The following is a 17253-nucleotide window of genomic DNA, read 5'->3' as shown; positions in this document are numbered from 1 at the left end:
GACAAGGAGACTCCGTGACGATCTACAAGCTGGGCGATACGGCCCCGACGATCCACGAAAGCGTATTCGTCGCCGATACGGCGGCCATCATCGGCAAGGTCGTGCTCGAGGAAAACGCGAGCGTCTGGTTCGGCGCGACGATTCGCGGCGACAACGAGACGATTGCAGTCGGCGCCGGCAGCAACGTCCAGGAAGGCGCGGTACTGCACACGGACCCCGGCTTTCCGCTGACGATTGCCGCAAACGTGACGATCGGGCACCAGGCGATGCTGCACGGCTGCACGATCGGCGAAGGTTCGCTGATCGGTATTCAGGCGGTGGTCTTGAATGGAGCGGTCATCGGCCGCAACTGTCTGGTTGGTGCCGGCGCGGTCGTGACGGAAGGCAAGACGTTCCCGGACAACTCGCTGATTCTCGGCGCACCGGCGAAAGTCGTGCGCGAACTGTCGGCGGAAGACATCGCGCGGCTGCGCGCAAACGCGAAGGCGTATGTCGAGCGGCGTGCGCATTTCAAGGAGCAACTCGTGCGGATCGGGTGATTCGCACGGATTTCAAGGAAGAAGAGTGAGCGACCAGTTACAGAAATTCATGTTCAATGCGGCGCCCGTGCGCGGCGAGATCGTTTCGCTGCGCAATACGTGGCAGGAAGTGCTCGCCCGCCGCGACTACCCTGCCCCCGTGCGCACGGTGCTCGGCGAGATGATGGCCGCGTGCGCGCTGCTGTCCGCGAACCTGAAATTCCACGGCACCCTGATCATGCAGATCTTCGGCGACGGGCCGGTCCAGATGCTGGTCGTCCAGTGCGGTTCGGATCTGTCGATGCGGGCCACCGCGAAGTTCTCCGGCGACGCGGCGCAAACGATCGGCGACGACACGAGTTTCGCGTCGCTCGTCAACGCGAGCGGCCACGGCCGCTGCGTGATCACGCTCGACCCGGCCGACAAACTGCCGGGCCAGCAACCGTACCAGGGCATCGTGCCGCTGAACGGCGTCGACGGCCCGCTCGAATCGGTGTCGCAGGTGCTCGAGCATTACATGCATCACTCGGAGCAACTCGACACGCGGCTGTGGCTCGCGGCCGATCGCGACCGCGCGGTCGGCATGCTGCTGCAGAAGCTGCCGGGCGACGGCGGCATCGTGCCGCGCAACGCAGAAACCGATATCGACACGTGGGAGCGCGTCTGCACGCTCGGCGGCACGCTGTCCGCGAAGGAGCTGCTCGAGGTCGAACCGGAAGTCGTATTCCGCCGGCTGTTCTGGCAGGAGAACGTGCAGCACTTCGAACCGGCCGGCACGCGCTTCCAGTGCTCCTGCTCGCGCGAGAAGGTCGGTGCGATGCTGCGCATGCTCGGCCGCGACGAAGTCGACAGCGTGATCGTCGAGCGCGGCCACGTCGAGATCCACTGCGAGTTCTGCAACCAGCGCTACGAATTCGATCCCGTCGACGTCGCGCAGTTGTTCGCGGCGCCCGGCGTCGAGACCGGCATCGCGCCGGCGACCGGCCAGCGTCACTGAGCGGTGCGCCCGATGCCCGCCGTCCGGGCACGGGCGCATAATGCGCACATGCGTCGCACGCATGGCTCAGGCGCCGGAGACTCGGCCTTCGGCGCAAGCCGCTTCCCGCCGTCGGCGCGCTGCAGGAGAAACACATGAGTCGCCCGTTTCGCACCATCGTCCTGACGAGCGTTGCCGCCGGCACGCTCGCGCTTGCCGGCTGCGCGATGCCGCCGCCGTCCTCCACGATCCTGAGCCGCCTGCCCGAACCGGGCGCATCGAGCGGCCAGCCGCCCACGCTGTCGAGCGCCGAACGCAAGCGCTACGACGAGATCGACCGGCAGGTGCTGCGCGAACAGAACAGCGCGATGGCGGCCGAGGCGGCCGCGCGCGCGTGGGCCTATTACTCGCCGCCGCCCGTGACCGTCTATGGCGGGTATTACGGCGGATGGGGAAATCGCTGGGGAACGGGCATCGGCTACGGCTACCCGGGCTGGTGGTGGTAAGCGATCGCCCGGCCGATTGAACACTGACAGGAAATAAAAAAGCGCGGCATTTCCCGCGCTTTTTCAATGGATTCGAGCTGCCGCGCTCAGTGATGCGCGGCCTTGCCCTTGTCGCCGCCATGATGCCGCGACGGCTTCGCGATCGACTGCGGATTCGGCACGACACGCACCGGCGCCGCCGACACGGCACCGCGCGTCGACGTATTCGAAGGCGTGTTGTTCAGCGGCACCGCCGGTGCGTTCGGCGACACGAACTGCACGAATACTTCGCCGTCCTTCACCATGCCCATCTCGTAACGCGCGCGCTCCTCGATGGCCGCGGTACCGCTCTGCAGATCCTGCACTTCGCCTGCGGTCCGTTCGTTGCGCAGCTTCTCGTCCGCATTCTTCTGGAGCTGGTCGCCGAGCTGCTGACGCAATTCATGCACCCGCAGCCAGCCGCCGTGTCCCCACCATAGGGGGTACTGAATGAGCGCCAGCAAGGCAATCAGGACGACAGTGACAAGCCGCATGTAAGAGACGCAGATATAAGAAGCGCCGCTCCGCGCACGTGCACAGAGCGGCGTCGATATGACGAACCCGATATTAGCGCGTTAGCGCAGGTTATAGAAAGCCGATTTACCCGGGTAGCTCGCGATGTCGCCGAGATCTTCCTCGATGCGCAGCAGCTGGTTGTACTTCGAGATGCGGTCGCTGCGCGACAGCGAACCCGTCTTGATCTGACCGGCATTCAGGCCGACCGCGATGTCCGCGATCGTCGAATCTTCCGTTTCGCCCGAGCGGTGCGAGATCACGGCCGTGTAGCCCGCGCGCTTCGCCATTTCGATCGCCGCGAACGTTTCGGTCAGCGTACCAATCTGGTTGATCTTGATGAGAATCGAGTTCGCGATGCCCTTCTCGATGCCTTCCTTCAGGATGCGCGTGTTCGTGACGAACAGGTCGTCGCCGACGAGCTGCACCTTCTTGCCGAGGCGGTCGGTCAGCAGCTTCCAGCCTTCCCAGTCGCTTTCGTGCATGCCGTCCTCGATCGACACGATCGGGAACTTGTCGGCGAGCGTCGCGAGGTAGTCGGCGAATTCGGCCGACGACAGTTGCAGGCCTTCGCCCGCGAGCTGGTACTTGCCGTCGTGGTAGAACTCGGATGCCGCGCAGTCGAGCGCGAGCAGCACGTCTTCACCCGCACGGTAGCCGGCCTTCTCGATCGCCTGCAGGATCGTCGACAGGCACTCGTCGTTGCTGCCGAAGTTCGGCGCGAAGCCGCCTTCGTCGCCGACTGCCGTGCTCATGCCGCGGTCGCTCAGGATCTTCTTCAGTGCGTGGAACACTTCCGCGCCGCAACGCAGGGCTTCACGGAACGTCGGCTGGCTCACCGGGACGATCATGAATTCCTGGATGTCGAGGCTGTTGTTCGCGTGCGCGCCGCCGTTGACGATGTTCATCATCGGCACCGGCAGCTGCATCGCGCCCGAACCGCCGAAATAGCGGTACAGCGGCAGGCCGGCCTCTTCGGCGGCAGCCTTCGCGACGGCCATCGACACGGCCAGCATCGCGTTCGCGCCGAGGCGCGACTTGTTGTCGGTGCCGTCCAGCTCGAGCAGCGTCTTGTCGAGGAACGCCTGTTCAGACGCGTCGAGGCCCATGATGGCTTCGGAGATTTCGGTGTTGATGTGCTCGACTGCCTTCAGCACGCCCTTGCCGTTGTAGCGGCCGGCTTCGCCGTCGCGCAGTTCGATCGCTTCACGCGAGCCCGTGGACGCGCCCGACGGCACCGCCGCGCGGCCCATCGTGCCCGATTCGAGCAGCACGTCGCATTCGACGGTGGGGTTGCCGCGCGAATCCAGAATCTCGCGGCCGATGATATCTACGATTGCACTCATGGGTTTCCTCTGAGAATGACGATGGATTCTTCAAACTGCGACGGCGCGCGTGCCGGAACCGCTTTCGCTACTGACGCGCGAAGCCGCCGCAAGGTTCATTCGATCTTTAGTTGAAATCGTTTTCCAGGAACGGATTGCGCTTCACCGCCTGGTCGAGCGTGACGAGCGTCTCCAGCAACGCGCCCATCCGGTTCAGCGGCACCGCGTTCGGGCCGTCCGACTTCGCCTCGGCCGGATTCGGGTGCGTTTCCATGAAGAGGCCCGCGACACCCGTCGCGACCGCCGCACGCGCGAGAACCGGCACGAATTCGCGCTGGCCGCCCGAGCTCGTGCCCTGCCCGCCCGGCAATTGCACCGAGTGGGTCGCGTCGAACACGACGGGCGCGTTCGTTTCGCGCATGATCGCGAGCGAACGCATGTCCGACACGAGATTGTTGTAGCCGAACGAGACGCCGCGTTCGCACGCCATGAAGCGGTCTTCCGACAGCCCCGCTTCACGGGCCGCGTCGCGCGCCTTGTCGATCACGTTCTTCATGTCGTGCGGCGCGAGGAACTGGCCCTTCTTGATGTTGACGGGCTTGCCCGAGCGCGCGCACGCGTGGATGAAATCGGTCTGGCGGCACAGGAACGCGGGCGTCTGCAGCACGTCGACGACCGACGCGACCTGCTCGATCTCTTCGATCGAATGCACGTCGGTCAGCACCGGCAGGCCGAGCTGGCGCTTCACCTCGGACAGGATCCGCAGGCCCTCGTCCATTCCGAGGCCGCGAAACGACTTGCCCGAGCTGCGATTCGCCTTGTCGTAGGACGACTTGTAGATGAACGGAACGTTCAGCTTCGCGCAGATCTCCTTCAGGCGGCCCGCCGTGTCGATCGTCATTTGCTCCGATTCGACGACGCAGGTACCCGCGATCAGGAAGAAAGGCTTGTCGAGACCGACCTCGAAATCGCACAGCTTCATGCTTTCACTCCGCGCGCTTGCTTGTTGGCGAGCGCGGCTTCGACGAACGACTTGAACAGGGGATGACCGTCACGCGGCGTGGACGTGAATTCCGGGTGGAACTGCACGCCGACGAACCACGGGTGCATCGAGCGCGGCAGCTCCATCATTTCCGGCAGATCCTCGCTCGGGGTACGCGCGCTGATGATAAGGCCGCCGCTTTCGAGCTGGGGCACGAAGCGGTTATTGACTTCATAACGGTGGCGATGACGCTCGTTCACGTCCTTGCCGTAGATTTCTTCCGCCATCGTGCCGGGCTTGATCGGGCAGCGCTGCGAGCCGAGGCGCATCGTGCCGCCGAGATCGGATTCCTCGGTGCGCGTCTCGACCTTGCCGTCGCGGTCATACCACTCGGTGATCAGCGCGACCACGCGTTCCGGCGTGTCCGGATCGAATTCCGTGCTGTTCGCCTGCTTCAGGCCGACGACGTCGCGCGCGAACTCGATCACCGCGAGCTGCATGCCGAGGCAGATGCCGAGATAAGGCACCTTCGCCTCGCGCGCATAGCGGATCGCCGCGATCTTGCCTTCGGTGCCGCGACGGCCGAAACCGCCCGGGACCAGCACCGCGTCGAGGTGCTTCAGGCTGTCGACGCCGTTCGTCTCGATCTCTTCCGAGTCGATGTACTCGATGTTGACCTTGGTCGACGTGTGCAGCGACGCGTGACGCAGCGCCTCGATCAGCGACTTGTACGATTCGGTCAGGTCGACGTACTTGCCGACCATGCCGATCGTCACTTCGTGCTTCGGGTTCTCCAGCTTCTCGACGAGCTCCGACCACATGCTCAGGTCGGCATCGTGCGGCGTCAGCTTCAGCTCGTCGCAGATGATCTTGTCGAGGCCCTGGTCGTGCAGCATCTGCGGAATCTTGTAGATGCTGTCGGCGTCCCACACCGAGATCACGGCGTCTTCCGGCACGTTCGAGAACATCGAGATCTTCTTCGATTCGTCGTCGGGGATGCGGCGATCCGCGCGGCACAGCAGCACGTGCGGCAGGATGCCGATCTCGCGCAGCTTCTGCACGCTGTGCTGGGTCGGCTTCGTCTTCAGCTCGCCGGCCGTCGCGACGTACGGCACGAGCGTCAGGTGCACGAAGCACGCGCTGTTGCGGCCGAGGCGCAGGCTCATCTGGCGCGCGGCCTCGAGGAACGGCAGCGACTCGATGTCGCCGACCGTGCCGCCGATCTCGACGATCGCGACATCCGGCTCGCCGCAGGTGGCCGATGCGGCCCCGCGCTCGATGAACGCCTGGATCTCGTTCGTGATGTGCGGAATCACCTGCACGGTCTTGCCGAGATAGTCGCCGCGGCGTTCCTTGCGGATCACCGATTCGTAGATCTGGCCGGTCGTGAAGTTGTTGGCCTTGCGCATCTTCGTGCTGATGAAGCGCTCATAGTGGCCGAGGTCGAGGTCAGTCTCCGCCCCGTCTTCCGTCACAAACACTTCGCCGTGCTGGAACGGGCTCATCGTGCCGGGGTCGACGTTGATGTAGGGATCGAGTTTGAGGAGGGTGACTTTCAGACCGCGCGATTCGAGGATCGCGGCGAGGGAAGCGGCGGCAATGCCCTTGCCAAGGGAAGAAACTACGCCGCCGGTGACGAAAACATATTTGGTCATCGCTGGATGCTCGCGGGAAAAACGGATTATACCGTAAAGCCCGCCCTTTTCTCAGCAACTGACGTGATGATCGCGCCCTTTCGGGCGGACCCGCGCCAACCGTGCGCCGGGGGCGAACCGGCCGGCCGGTCGGCGCGGCCACGCCCGCCGCGGCGCGTGCCGGAGCGCCGGACGGAGCGTCAGGCGCGCTTCGCGAGCGGGGCGCCACCCTGCGACACACCACCCTCCTCCGCCTTCAGCGAATTCAGCATCCGCTGCAATGCGCGGGCGGTCTCGAGCGGCCGCTCCATCGGGAACAGGTGGCTGCCCTCGAGCCATTCGACGCGGCCGCGCGCCGCACGACGCGTCGCGTCGAGCCCGACCTGCCGTACCTCGCGCGAGTGCGTGCCGGCGAGGAAACCGATCGGCACCGGCGCGCCGTGCGCGAGCCGCGGGCCGAGCGTGTGCGGCAGCGTCCGGTAGATCAGGTATTCGACCTGCCGGTCGAACGCGAGCGCGCGCTCGCCGTCGGCGCCGGCCTGCGGAATGCCGTAGTCGATGTAGTCGGCCAGCATCCGTTCGTCCCAACGCGCGAACGCGGGCTTCTCGCGGAAGTGCCGCCAGACTTCGTCGCGGCTCACCCAGTGCGTGCGCCGGTTGCGCGTCGCGGCGGCGGGCGACAGCCGCTCGTCGAGCCCCGCCCACTGGCTCGCGCGCAACGCGCCCGCACGCCAGCCCGCGATGATCGGCGAATCGATCATCACGACGCCGCGCACCCATTGCGGCTTCCTCAGCGCGGCCATCAGCGACAGGTAGCCGCCGAGCGAATGGCCGACCAGCCAGACGGGGCGCTCGTAGCGGCTGCCGATGTCGTCGAGCAGCTGCTCGACGAGATGCGGCCAGTCGCGCGTCACCGGGTAGCGGCGGTCGTGGCCGATCCGTTCGATGTAGCGCAGCTCGTAGTCGTCGGCCAGTTCGGCGAAGATCGTCCGGTACGTCGACGCCGGAAAGCCGTTCGCATGCGAGAAGTGGAGGATGTCCTTCAAACGCCGATGTCTCCTTTGTCGACGGGAGTTGGTGCTTTGGCACTTACTCCCGTCCCATGCTTCGCGTTCTACCGGGCCAGTGCTCCGGCACTTTGCGCGGGTATCACGCATTCTTTATAAACCGGCCTTCGCCCCGCTCAACGGTCCATCCAGTACCGTCGCCGCGTGTCGCGATAACGCTCGAATGCGAACCAGCCGTCGGCCGGCGTGACGTCGAACCGCACGGCGCCGTCGCGATCGGTGCGCGGCAGCGGAATCCCGCGCGCCTCGTAGCGCGCGAGGACGGTCCGGTGCGGATGCCCGAAACGATTGCGATAGCCTACAGGAAATACCGCGACGCGCGGTCCGACCGAATCGAGGAAAGGCTCGACCGACGACGTGCGGCTGCCGTGGTGCGGAACGACCAGGATCTGCGCGGCCAGCGCGTCGCGCGCGGCGTCCACGAGCTGGCGTTCGGTGCGTGCTTCGATGTCGCCCGTCAGCAGCGCGGACGTGCCGCCCGCGTCGATGCGCAGCACGCACGATTGCCCGTTCGACGAGCCCGTGCCCGGGCCGCCCGGTGGCCAGAGCATCGTGAAGACGACGCCGTCCCAGGTCCAGCGCTGCCCGGCCGCACACGGCAGCCGGTCGGCGACGCCGGCAGCCGTCGCGTCGCGCCACAGCCGGTTCTTCGGCGCAATGCCGGCCAGCAGCTGGCGCACGTCGGCTGCCGCATAGACGGCCTGCGCGCCGCCCGCGTGATCGGCGTCCGCGTGACTGAGCACCAGCGAATCGATCACCGCGATGCCGCGCGCGCGCAACGCCGGCGCGACGATCCGCGCCCCGGCATACGTCGACTCCGCACCCGGCCCCGCATCGAACAGCAAGGTTCGGCGCGCGGTTTCCACCAGCACCGACGCGCCCTGCCCGACGTCGAGCACGGTCAGCCGGAAGCCGCCTGGCGGCGGCGCATCGGGCGCCGGCGCGACGAGCGGCAGCCACGTGAGCGGCGCCGCCCAGCGCAACGGCCAACCGCGCGGCATCAACACCCATGCGACACCCACGCACGCAAGCGCCAGCACCGGCCAGTCGGGCATGCGCAGCCAGAACACGCCGGCCGGCCAGTCGGCGAGGTACCCGAGCAGCGTCATCATCGGTTCGAGCGCCGCATGCGCAAGCCGGAACGCATACGCATCGAGCGGCGCGGGCAGCGCGATGCCGGCCAGCACGATCGGCGTCACGACCGTGCTCACCCACGGAATCGCGAACGCATTGCCGAACGGGCCCGACAGCGAAATCTGCGCGAACCACACCGCCGTCAGCGGCGCGAGGCCGATCGTCACCGCGTACTGCACGCGCGTGGCCTCGACGATACGGCGCGCGGCGCGCGTGCCCCACGCGCGCAACCGGCTCGATGGGCCGGCCGTGTCGCCACCCTCCTCGCGTTGCGCGTCGACCTCGCGCGCCGCGCGCCAGCCGGCGACGGTCAGCAGGATCACGGCGACCGCCCCGAACGACAGCCAGAACCCGGCCGACAGCACGGCCCACGGATCGGCGAGCAGCACGCCGCCGAGCGCTGCGCACAGCACCGCCGACGTCGGCACGCTGCGCCCGGCCAGATATGCAATGCCGCCGGCCGCGATCATCCACCACGCGCGCTGCGCCGGCACGTTGAAGCCGGCGAGCGCCGCATAGCCGGCCGCGGCCGCCAGCGCGGCAAGCGATGCCGCGTACGGCGCCGGCAACACGAGTGTTGCGGCCCGCGCACGCCAGCGCAGCCGGCGCCAGGCCATCGACACGAGCCCGCCCGCGATCGCGCCGACGAGCCCGACGTGCAGGCCGGAGATCGCGACCAGGTGGCTCGTACCGGTGTTGCGCAGCACGCGCCAGTCGTCGTCGCCGATGCCGGACTGGTCGCCGATCGCGAGCGCGGCGACGATGCCGCGATGGCCGGCGTCGACGCCGAGCGTCTCGCCGATGCGTGCCCGCAGTACATCGCGCAGCCGATCGATCGATGCACGCCAACCCGATGCGTGCGCATCGAGCAATACCGACCGCCGCGGCGCGCTGACATAACCGATCGCGCGAATGCCGGCGGCGAGCCACGCCGCCTCGCTGTCGCGCACGCCGGCATTGGCCTCGGCGTGCGGGCGCTTCAGGCGCACGACGAAGCGCCAGCGCTGCGCGGCACGCAGCTCGGGAAGCGGATCGCGCGTCGCGGATGCGCCATACGCGCGCCACGACAGCCGGATCAATGGCGGAAAACGGGCCAGCCCCGCATCGTTCGACTCGACCGCGAGCAGCAGCCGTGCGCCCGTCTCGTCGACGACGGGCAGCCCCCGGATCACGCCGGTGACGACGATGTCGCGCCCTTCCCAGTCGACGGGCAAGCTGTCGTGCAGCCGCCATTCGGCCCGCACCGCCGCATAACCGAACCCCGCCAAGCAGGCCGCGAACGCGCACAGCATCCATCCGAGCGCGACGGTCGTGCGCGTGCGCCGGCGGCGCATGCACCACGCTCCCAGCGCCGCGCAACCGGCAAGCACGAGCGCACCGATCGTCCATGCGATCGCGCCCGGCAACGCCGCCTGCCGCTGCAGCACGACGACGCCGAGCGCAAACGCGATCCACCACACGCGCATCCCGCCTCCTCGTCGACCTGGCGCCGCCATTGCGAATGCGGCGCCTTCCTGCAACGATTATGCGGACGAAAGTGCGAGTCGCGGCAGCGCGGCGAGCGCGTTAGCCGAAGTGGATAGGCCGAGTGAACTGGCGTCGAGACCGCGCAGTTCGGCGAGCACGTCGCCGATGCGCGGCACCTGGTCGGGCGTGTTGCGGGATTTGTACGCCCATTCGGGTGCGATGTCGGGCGCGTCCGTCTCGACGACGATCGCGTCGAGCGGCAATTGCGCCGCAAGCCGGCGGATCTGCAACGCGCGCGTGAATGTCACGTTGCCGCCGAAGCCGAGATGCAGCCCCTGCGCCAGATACGCTTCGGCCTGCTGGAAACTGCCGTTGAATGCATGCGCGATGCCGCGCCGCACGCCGAAGCGGCGCAGCCCCGCGAGCACGCGATCCTGCGACTTGCGCACGTGGCACAGCACGGGCAGGTCGAATTCGCGCGCCAGCGTCAGCTGCCCCTGGTAGAAGAACTGCTGCCGGTCTTCGTCGAGCCCCGGCACGAAATAGTCGAGGCCGATCTCGCCGATCGCGACGAAGCGCGGATCGTCGAGGCTCGCTTCGATCTCCATGCGCAGCCGGTCGAGATCCTCGTCGCGCGCATGCGGCGTATACATCGGATGGATGCCGAGCGCATAGACGGCACCCGGCGTGCGCTGCGCAAGTTCGCGCACCGTCGTGAAGTTATCGCGCCCGATGCTCGGGATCACGATGCGCGACACCCCGGCCGCGCGTGCCGCCTGCGCGACCGCGTCACGGTCGGCGTCGAACTCGGCGGCATCGAGATGGCAGTGCGTATCGATCCACATGACGGCATTCCTGTACCCCTCGCGCCGCGCCGGGACGAACCCGACGGCTCTGCCAGGGGCGTTCGCTTACACCGGCAGCGCCGGCTCCTCGTGCAGCACGCCGTCGCGCAGCCGCATGATGCGGTCGCAGCGCGCGGCGAGATCGGGATCGTGCGTGACGATCACGAAGCTCGTTTCGAGCGTCTCGGACAGTTCGAGCATCAGGTTGAACACCGTGTCTGCCGTCGTACCGTCGAGGTTGCCGGTCGGCTCGTCGGCGAGCACGCACGCGGGCTTCGTGACCAGCGCGCGCGCGATCGCGACGCGCTGCCGCTCGCCACCCGACAACTCACCCGGCCGGTGTTTCGCACGCGGGCCCAGACCGACGCGTTCGAGCATCGCCTGAGCTTGCGCGCGCGCATCCTCGGTCGTCATCCGGCGGATGCGCAGCGGCATCGCGACGTTGTCGAGCGCGGTGAACTCGGGCAGCAGGTGATGGAACTGGTAGACGAAGCCGAGCGCGCGGTTGCGCAATTCGTTGCGCTCGCGCTCGGCGAGTTGCGTGAACGGCTTGCCGAGCAGCGACACCTCGCCGGCGCTCGGCTCGTCGAGCCCGCCCAGCACATGCAGCAGCGTGCTCTTGCCGGAACCCGACGCGCCGACGACCGCGAGCTTCTCGCCGCGCCGCACCGTCAGCTCGGTGTTGTTGAGCACCTGCACGTTGAAGCCGCCCTGCACGAATGCCTTCGTGATCCCGCGCGCCTGAAGCACGTATTGCTGCATACCTGCCGAATCCTGTCTGTTGTGTTGTTTTGAATCTGCGAATGCGGTCGCGCGGTCATTCATAGCGGAGCGCCTCCGCCGGCTTCACCTTCGCGCCGCGCCAGCTCGGATAGAGCGTCGCGACGGCCGACAGCGCGAACGCGATCAGCCCGATCCGGATCACGTCGCTAGCGACGAGTTCGGACGGCAGCTCGCTGATGAAGTACACGGACGGCGGCAGGAACTGCACGCCGAACAGATGTTCGATCATCGGGATCAGCCACGGGATGCTCCACGCGATCAGGCAGCCGAGCGCGACGCCCGACGCCGTGCCGACGAAGCCGATCGTCACGCCCTGCACGACGAAGATCTTCATGATCGACCCCGGCTGCGCGCCGAGCGTGCGCAGGATCGCGATGTCGGCCTGCTTGTTGGTCACGGTCATCACGAGCGACGACACGAGGTTGAACGCGGCCACCGCGATGATCAGCGTCAGGATGATGAACATCATCCGCTTCTCGATCTGCACGGCCGAGAACCACGTCTTGTTCTGCTGCGTCCAGTCGCGGATGTACAGGCTGCCCGACAGCGTATGCGACAGCTCGACCGCGACCTGCGGCGCCTTCTGCATGTCCGTCAGACGCAGCCGCACGCCGGTCGGCGCAGCCATCCGGAACAGCACCTCGGCGTCGCGGATGTTGATCATCGCGAGCGTGCTGTCGTATTCGTAGTGGCCCGACTCGAACACGCCGACAACCGTGAACTGCTTCAGGCGCGGCATCATGCCGGCCGGCGTGATCGAGCCTTCGGGCGCGACCAGCGTGACCTTGTCGCCGACCGTCACGCCGAGGTTGCCGGCGAGCGCGTCGCCGAGCACGATGCCGAACTGGCCCGGCACGAGCGCGCCGAGCTGCCCGGCCTTCATGTCCTTGCCGATGTCGGAAACCTGCGGCTCGAGCGTCGGCTCGACGCCGCGCAGCATCACGCCGCTCACCGCGTCCTGGCGCGTGAGCAGCGCCTGCGCGTCGACGTACGGCGCCGCGCCGACCACCGACGGATTGCGGCGCGCTTCCTGCGCGGTCAGTTGCCAGTCGGGCATCGAGCCCGTCGGCGAGAACACCTCGACGTGCGCGAGCACCGACAGCATGCGGTCGCGCACTTCCTTCTGGAAGCCGTTCATCACCGACAGCACGACAATCAGCGCCGCGACGCCAAGCGCGATCCCGAGCATCGACACGAGGGCGATGAAGGAAATGAAGCCGTTGCCGGTCGTGCGTTTGCCGGCGCGCGTATAGCGCCAGCCGATCTGCCATTCGTACGGAAGTTTCAAGCGAATCCTTTCTGCTGGTTACGGCGGGAAGGCGCCCCGCGGCCGGACCGCCGCCCGGCGGCCACCACGGGCCCGGGCCCGGTCGAAATACGGCCGCCGGACGCGAACGGGCCGTCTGCCGGCCCGATCACGCGCGCAGTTTGCCATACAATGCGCACCATCATGCACGACCGACGCCTCCATTTTCTCGTTCCGTTCGCGCTGCCGTCGGCGGCCGATGCGGCCTCGTCCCTGCACACGCTGGACAGCCCCGCGCTCGAAAAGTTGCTCGCCCGCGCGAGCCTCGTCGAGCGCGTGGCCGGCGAAGACTTCCAGCGCACGCTGCCGCACGAGCGCTGGCTGGCCCGCCAGTTCGGCGCGACCCAGGGCAACGCCGCGGACGAGGCGCCGCTCGCGCCCTACATGTTGCTGGCGGACGGCGGCGAACCCGGCGCGCAAGCGTGGGCATGCGTCGAACCCGTCCACGTCGAAATCGCGCACGATCACCTGGTGCTCGTCGATCCGGCGGCGCTCGCGCTCGACGACGGCGACGCAGCCGCGCTGCTCGCGGTCGCGCGGCCGCTGATCGAGGAGCTCGGCGTGCGGCTCGAAGCGCCGAACCCCGCGCGCTGGTACCTGTCGAGCGAACAGCTCGCACGGCTCGCCGGCGCCGCGCCGCTGCGCGCAAGCGGCCGCAACATCGAGATCTGGCTGCCGCACGAGGCACACACGGGCGAACGCTCGCGGATGTGGATGAAACTGCAGAACGAAGTGCAGATGGCGTGGTTCCAGCATCCCGTCAACGAAGCCCGCGAGGCGCGCGGCCTGCCGGCCGTCAACTCGATCTGGTTCCATGCGCAGGGCACGCTGAAGCCGGTCGGCAAGCCGTTCGCGCGCGTGCTGTCCGCGTCGCCCGCCGCGCTCGGCCTCGCGCGCGCCGCGCAAGCCGAAGCCGGCACCCCACCCGCCGCGTTCGGCGCGCTGCCTGCCGCCGACGGCGCGACGCTCGTCGAACTGCCGGTGCTGACCACCCCATTCATCGAACAGGACTGGGCGCGCTGGCACGACGGGCTCGCCGCGCTCGAGCGCGACTGGTTCGCGCCCGCGCTCGCCGCGCTGCAGAACGGCGAGTTGGCGAGTGTCGATTGCACGCTGTGCGGCGATACGAGCTCCGTGACGCTGCACGCGACGCGCGGCGACCTGCGCAAGTTCTGGCGCCGCCGTGTGCTCGCCTCCCTGTTCGAATAACAAGCAGACCCCGAATGACCCGGATCGTTACCCGCCCCGTCGCGCCCGCCGACGCCGAAGTGCTCGCGCGCCACGGCCTGCATCCCGTCCTCGCGCGCCTGTATGCGTCGCGCGGCGTGCAGTCCCCGACCGACATCGAGACCGCGCTTGCGCGCCTCGTCCCGCCTACCGAGCTGAAAGGCTGCGCCGACGCGGCGTCGCTGCTCGCCGACGCGATCGCCGACAAACGACGCCTGCTCGTCGTCGCCGACTACGATTGCGACGGCGCGACCGCGTGCGCGGTCGCGGTGCGCGGCCTGCGGATGTTCGGCGCGCAGATCGACTACCTGGTGCCGAACCGCTTCGAATACGGCTACGGCCTCACGCCCGAGATCGTCGAGCTCGCGGCCGCGCGCAAGCCCGACCTGCTGATCACCGTCGACAACGGGATCGCGAGCGTCGCGGGCGTCGAAGCCGCGAACGCGCGCGGCATCGACGTGCTCGTGACCGACCACCACCTGCCCGGCGACGCGCTGCCCGCCGCCCGCGCGATCGTCAACCCGAACCAGCCCGGCTGCGCGTTCCCGAGCAAGCACATCGCCGGCGTCGGCGTGATGTTCTACGTGCTGCTCGCGCTGCGCGCCGAACTGCGCCGGCGCGGCGCATTCGCGAGCAAGGAAGCCGAGCCGCGCCTGGACGGCCTGCTCGACCTCGTCGCGCTCGGTACCGTCGCGGACGTCGTGCGGCTCGACGGCAACAATCGCGTGCTCGTCGCACAGGGGCTGCAGCGCATTCGCAACGGCCGCATGCAGCCGGGCATCGCCGCGCTGTTCCGCGCCGCCGCGCGCGAAGCGCGCACCGCGTCGGGCTTCGATCTCGGCTTCGGCCTCGGTCCGCGGCTCAACGCCGCGGGGCGGCTGTCCGACATGTCGCTCGGCATCGAATGCCTGATCACCGACGACATCGGCCGCGCGTGGGATCTCGCGCAGCAGCTCGACGTGATGAACCGCGAGCGCCGCGAGATCGAGGCCGGCATGCAGCAGCAGGCGCTCGCCGATCTCGCCGACGTCGACCCGGCCGACGCGTGCACGATCACGCTGTTCAACCCCGAGTGGCACCAGGGCGTGATCGGCATCGTCGCCGGGCGGCTCAAGGAAAAATTCCACCGCCCGTCGTTCACGTTCGCGCACGCGGACGACGAAGGCAAGCGGGTCAAGGGGTCGGGCCGGTCGATCGCCGGCTTCCACCTGCGCGACGCGCTCGACCTCGTGTCGAAACGCGAACCGGACCTGATCGTCGCGTTCGGCGGCCATGCGATGGCGGCCGGCCTCACGCTCGACACCGAGAACGTGCCGCGCTTCGCGGCCGCGTTCGAGGCCGTCGCACGCGAATGGCTGTCCGACGACGCGCTCGCCCGCGTGATCGAGACCGACGGCGAACTCGAGGACGCGTACTTCACGCCGCAGTTCGTCGGGCTGCTCGACGAGGCCGTCTGGGGGCAAGGTTTTCCGGCCCCGCTTTTCTCCGGGGAATTCGACGTCGTGTCGCAGTCGCTCGTGAAGGAAAAGCACCTGAAGCTGCAGCTTGCGCGCGGCCGCCAGCGCTTCAACGCGATCTGGTTCAACCACACCGAGCCGCTGCCGGCGAGCGCGCTGATCGCGTACCGCCTCGTCGCCGACACATGGAACGGCGTCACGCGCGTCCAGTTGATCGTCGAACACGCGGCCGGCTGAGCGCGAGCCGCCCGGCCCGCGGTGCCCGCCGATGCATGCACGCCGCGCCGGACGGGGCCTCGGCACGCATGCAAGCACCATTCGCGTCACCGGGCAACTCTGCCGATCGGCTATAATTCCGCTTTTTTACGAAGCAAGAATAGCGAGCGATCATGGAAGCGGAACGTCTCAACGCGATCGAAAGCTCCCTGCTCGACCTGCGCAACCGCGCGGGCGAGCTTCGGGGGTATCTTTGACTACGACGCCAAAGCTGCGCGTCTGATCGAAGTCAACAAGGAACTCGAAGACCCGAACGTCTGGAACGATTCGAAGAACGCCCAGGCACTCGGTCGCGAGAAGAAGCTGCTCGAAGGCGTCGTCACGACGCTGACGGCACTCGATAGCGACTTGCGCGACGCGCTCGACCTGTTCGAGCTGGCCCGCGAGGAAGGCGACGAGGACACGCTCGTCGCATCGGAAGACGACGCCGCGAAGCTCGAGGCGCGCGTCGGCGACATCGAGTTCCGCCGGATGTTCTCGAACCCGGCCGACCCGAACAACTGCTTCATCGACATCCAGGCCGGCGCCGGCGGCACCGAGGCGTGCGACTGGGCGTCGATGCTGCTGCGCCAGTACCTGCGCTATTGCGAACGCAAGGGCTTCAAGGCCGAGGTGCTCGAAGAGTCCGACGGCGACGTCGCCGGCATCAAGAACGCAACGGTCAAGGTCTCGGGCGAATACGCGTACGGCTTCCTGCGCACCGAAACGGGCATCCACCGTCTCGTGCGCAAGTCGCCGTTCGATTCGTCGGGCGGCCGCCACACGTCGTTCTCGTCGGTGTTCGTGTATCCGGAAATCGACGACTCGATCGAAGTCGAGATCAACCCGGCCGACCTGCGCATCGACACGTACCGCGCCTCGGGCGCCGGCGGCCAGCACATCAACAAGACCGACTCGGCGGTGCGGATCACGCACATGCCGACCGGTATCGTCGTGCAGTGCCAGAACGACCGCTCGCAGCACCGCAACCGCGCGGAAGCGATGGCGATGCTGAAGTCGCGCCTGTACGAAGTCGAGATGCGCAAGCGCCAGGCCGAGCAGGACAAGCTCGAATCGAGCAAGACCGACGTGGGCTGGGGCCACCAGATCCGCTCGTACGTGCTCGACCAGAGCCGCGTGAAGGACCTGCGCACGAACGTCGAAATGAGCAACACCCGCGCGGTGCTCGACGGCGATCTCGACGACTTCATCAGCGCGAGCCTCAAACAGGGCGTGTAAG

At 67.8% G+C, this 17253-nt stretch carries 15 protein-coding genes; 6 read left to right on the top strand and 9 right to left on the bottom strand.

The features are described 5' to 3' along the window. Positions 1-14 precede the first annotated feature (14 nt). The 3 genes from GD429_RS11390 (at position 15) to GD429_RS11380 (ending at position 2000) form a co-directional block, all read left to right on the top strand. Positions 15-539 carry a gamma carbonic anhydrase family protein gene (locus GD429_RS11390; RefSeq protein WP_321574528.1) on the top strand — a complete coding sequence of 175 codons (525 nt, stop codon included), beginning with the start codon at positions 15-17 and terminating at the stop codon, positions 537-539. A 25-nt stretch (positions 540-564) separates the two neighbouring features. Beyond that, positions 565-1515 carry an Hsp33 family molecular chaperone HslO gene (gene hslO / locus GD429_RS11385; protein WP_034183574.1) on the top strand — a complete coding sequence of 317 codons (951 nt, stop codon included), beginning with the start codon at positions 565-567 and terminating at the stop codon, positions 1513-1515. Positions 1516-1649: 134 nt separating this feature from the next. Further along, the gene (locus GD429_RS11380) at positions 1650-2000 is read left to right on the top strand and encodes a hypothetical protein (protein WP_152857023.1); all 351 of its coding nucleotides are present in this window, start codon (positions 1650-1652) and stop codon (positions 1998-2000) included. 86 nt (positions 2001-2086) lie between these two features. On the opposite strand, the gene ftsB is transcribed toward GD429_RS11380, so the two are convergent. The 9 genes from ftsB to GD429_RS11335 all read right to left on the bottom strand — a co-directional run bounded on the left by ftsB (position 2087) and on the right by GD429_RS11335 (position 13056). Then, the gene (gene ftsB / locus GD429_RS11375) at positions 2087-2512 is read right to left on the bottom strand and encodes a cell division protein FtsB (RefSeq protein WP_152857022.1); all 426 of its coding nucleotides are present in this window, start codon (positions 2510-2512) and stop codon (positions 2087-2089) included. 81 nt (positions 2513-2593) lie between these two features. After that, on the bottom strand, positions 2594-3877 hold the full coding sequence (eno, locus tag GD429_RS11370) for a phosphopyruvate hydratase (RefSeq protein WP_152857021.1): 1284 nt from the start codon (positions 3875-3877) through the stop codon (positions 2594-2596). Between the two features lie 106 nt (positions 3878-3983). Continuing rightward, the gene (gene kdsA / locus GD429_RS11365; RefSeq protein WP_034183571.1) at positions 3984-4838 is read right to left on the bottom strand and encodes a 3-deoxy-8-phosphooctulonate synthase; all 855 of its coding nucleotides are present in this window, start codon (positions 4836-4838) and stop codon (positions 3984-3986) included. Continuing rightward, positions 4835-6493 carry a CTP synthase gene (locus tag GD429_RS11360; protein WP_034183570.1) on the bottom strand — a complete coding sequence of 553 codons (1659 nt, stop codon included), beginning with the start codon at positions 6491-6493 and terminating at the stop codon, positions 4835-4837. Before GD429_RS11360 ends, kdsA begins: the two co-directional genes overlap by 4 nt. 179 nt (positions 6494-6672) lie before the next feature. Further along, positions 6673-7518, bottom strand: coding sequence for an alpha/beta fold hydrolase (locus GD429_RS11355; RefSeq protein WP_152857020.1), 846 nt, complete (start codon positions 7516-7518; stop codon positions 6673-6675). Between the two features lie 137 nt (positions 7519-7655). After that, positions 7656-10139, bottom strand: coding sequence for a DNA internalization-related competence protein ComEC/Rec2 (locus GD429_RS11350; RefSeq protein WP_152857019.1), 2484 nt, complete (start codon positions 10137-10139; stop codon positions 7656-7658). A gap of 57 nt (positions 10140-10196) precedes the next feature. Next, positions 10197-10985, bottom strand: a complete 789-nt coding sequence (locus GD429_RS11345; RefSeq protein WP_152857018.1) for a TatD family hydrolase — start codon at positions 10983-10985, stop codon at positions 10197-10199. A gap of 66 nt (positions 10986-11051) precedes the next feature. Further along, positions 11052-11810, bottom strand: coding sequence for a lipoprotein-releasing ABC transporter ATP-binding protein LolD (gene lolD, locus GD429_RS11340; protein ID WP_411859273.1), 759 nt, complete (start codon positions 11808-11810; stop codon positions 11052-11054). Then, positions 11803-13056, bottom strand: a complete 1254-nt coding sequence (locus tag GD429_RS11335) for a lipoprotein-releasing ABC transporter permease subunit (protein ID WP_152857016.1) — start codon at positions 13054-13056, stop codon at positions 11803-11805. The genes lolD and GD429_RS11335 overlap by 8 nt, the downstream gene beginning before the upstream one ends. Positions 13057-13218: 162 nt before the next feature. Here GD429_RS11335 and GD429_RS11330 point away from each other — a divergent pair, with 162 nt between their 5' ends. From GD429_RS11330 to prfB, 3 genes are all read left to right on the top strand, one after another. Further along, on the top strand, positions 13219-14283 hold the full coding sequence (locus GD429_RS11330) for a regulator (RefSeq protein WP_152857015.1): 1065 nt from the start codon (positions 13219-13221) through the stop codon (positions 14281-14283). Positions 14284-14297: 14 nt separating this feature from the next. Then, the gene (recJ, locus tag GD429_RS11325) at positions 14298-15995 is read left to right on the top strand and encodes a single-stranded-DNA-specific exonuclease RecJ (protein WP_047898487.1); all 1698 of its coding nucleotides are present in this window, start codon (positions 14298-14300) and stop codon (positions 15993-15995) included. A gap of 152 nt (positions 15996-16147) precedes the next feature. Continuing rightward, a protein-coding gene (gene prfB, locus GD429_RS11320) for a peptide chain release factor 2 (protein ID WP_110281339.1) occupies positions 16148-17252 on the top strand; the annotation gives its coding sequence in 2 pieces (ribosomal slippage) (positions 16148-16228 and positions 16230-17252; 1104 coding nt in all). Position 17253: the final 1 nt, after the last annotated feature.

Source organism: Burkholderia sp. BE17 (genome assembly GCF_009362305.1).
GTDB classification, from domain to species: domain Bacteria; phylum Pseudomonadota; class Gammaproteobacteria; order Burkholderiales; family Burkholderiaceae; genus Burkholderia; species Burkholderia pyrrocinia_C.
Note: the sequence above shows the minus strand (reverse complement) of the source record. Positions and strands in the feature narration are given on the sequence as shown.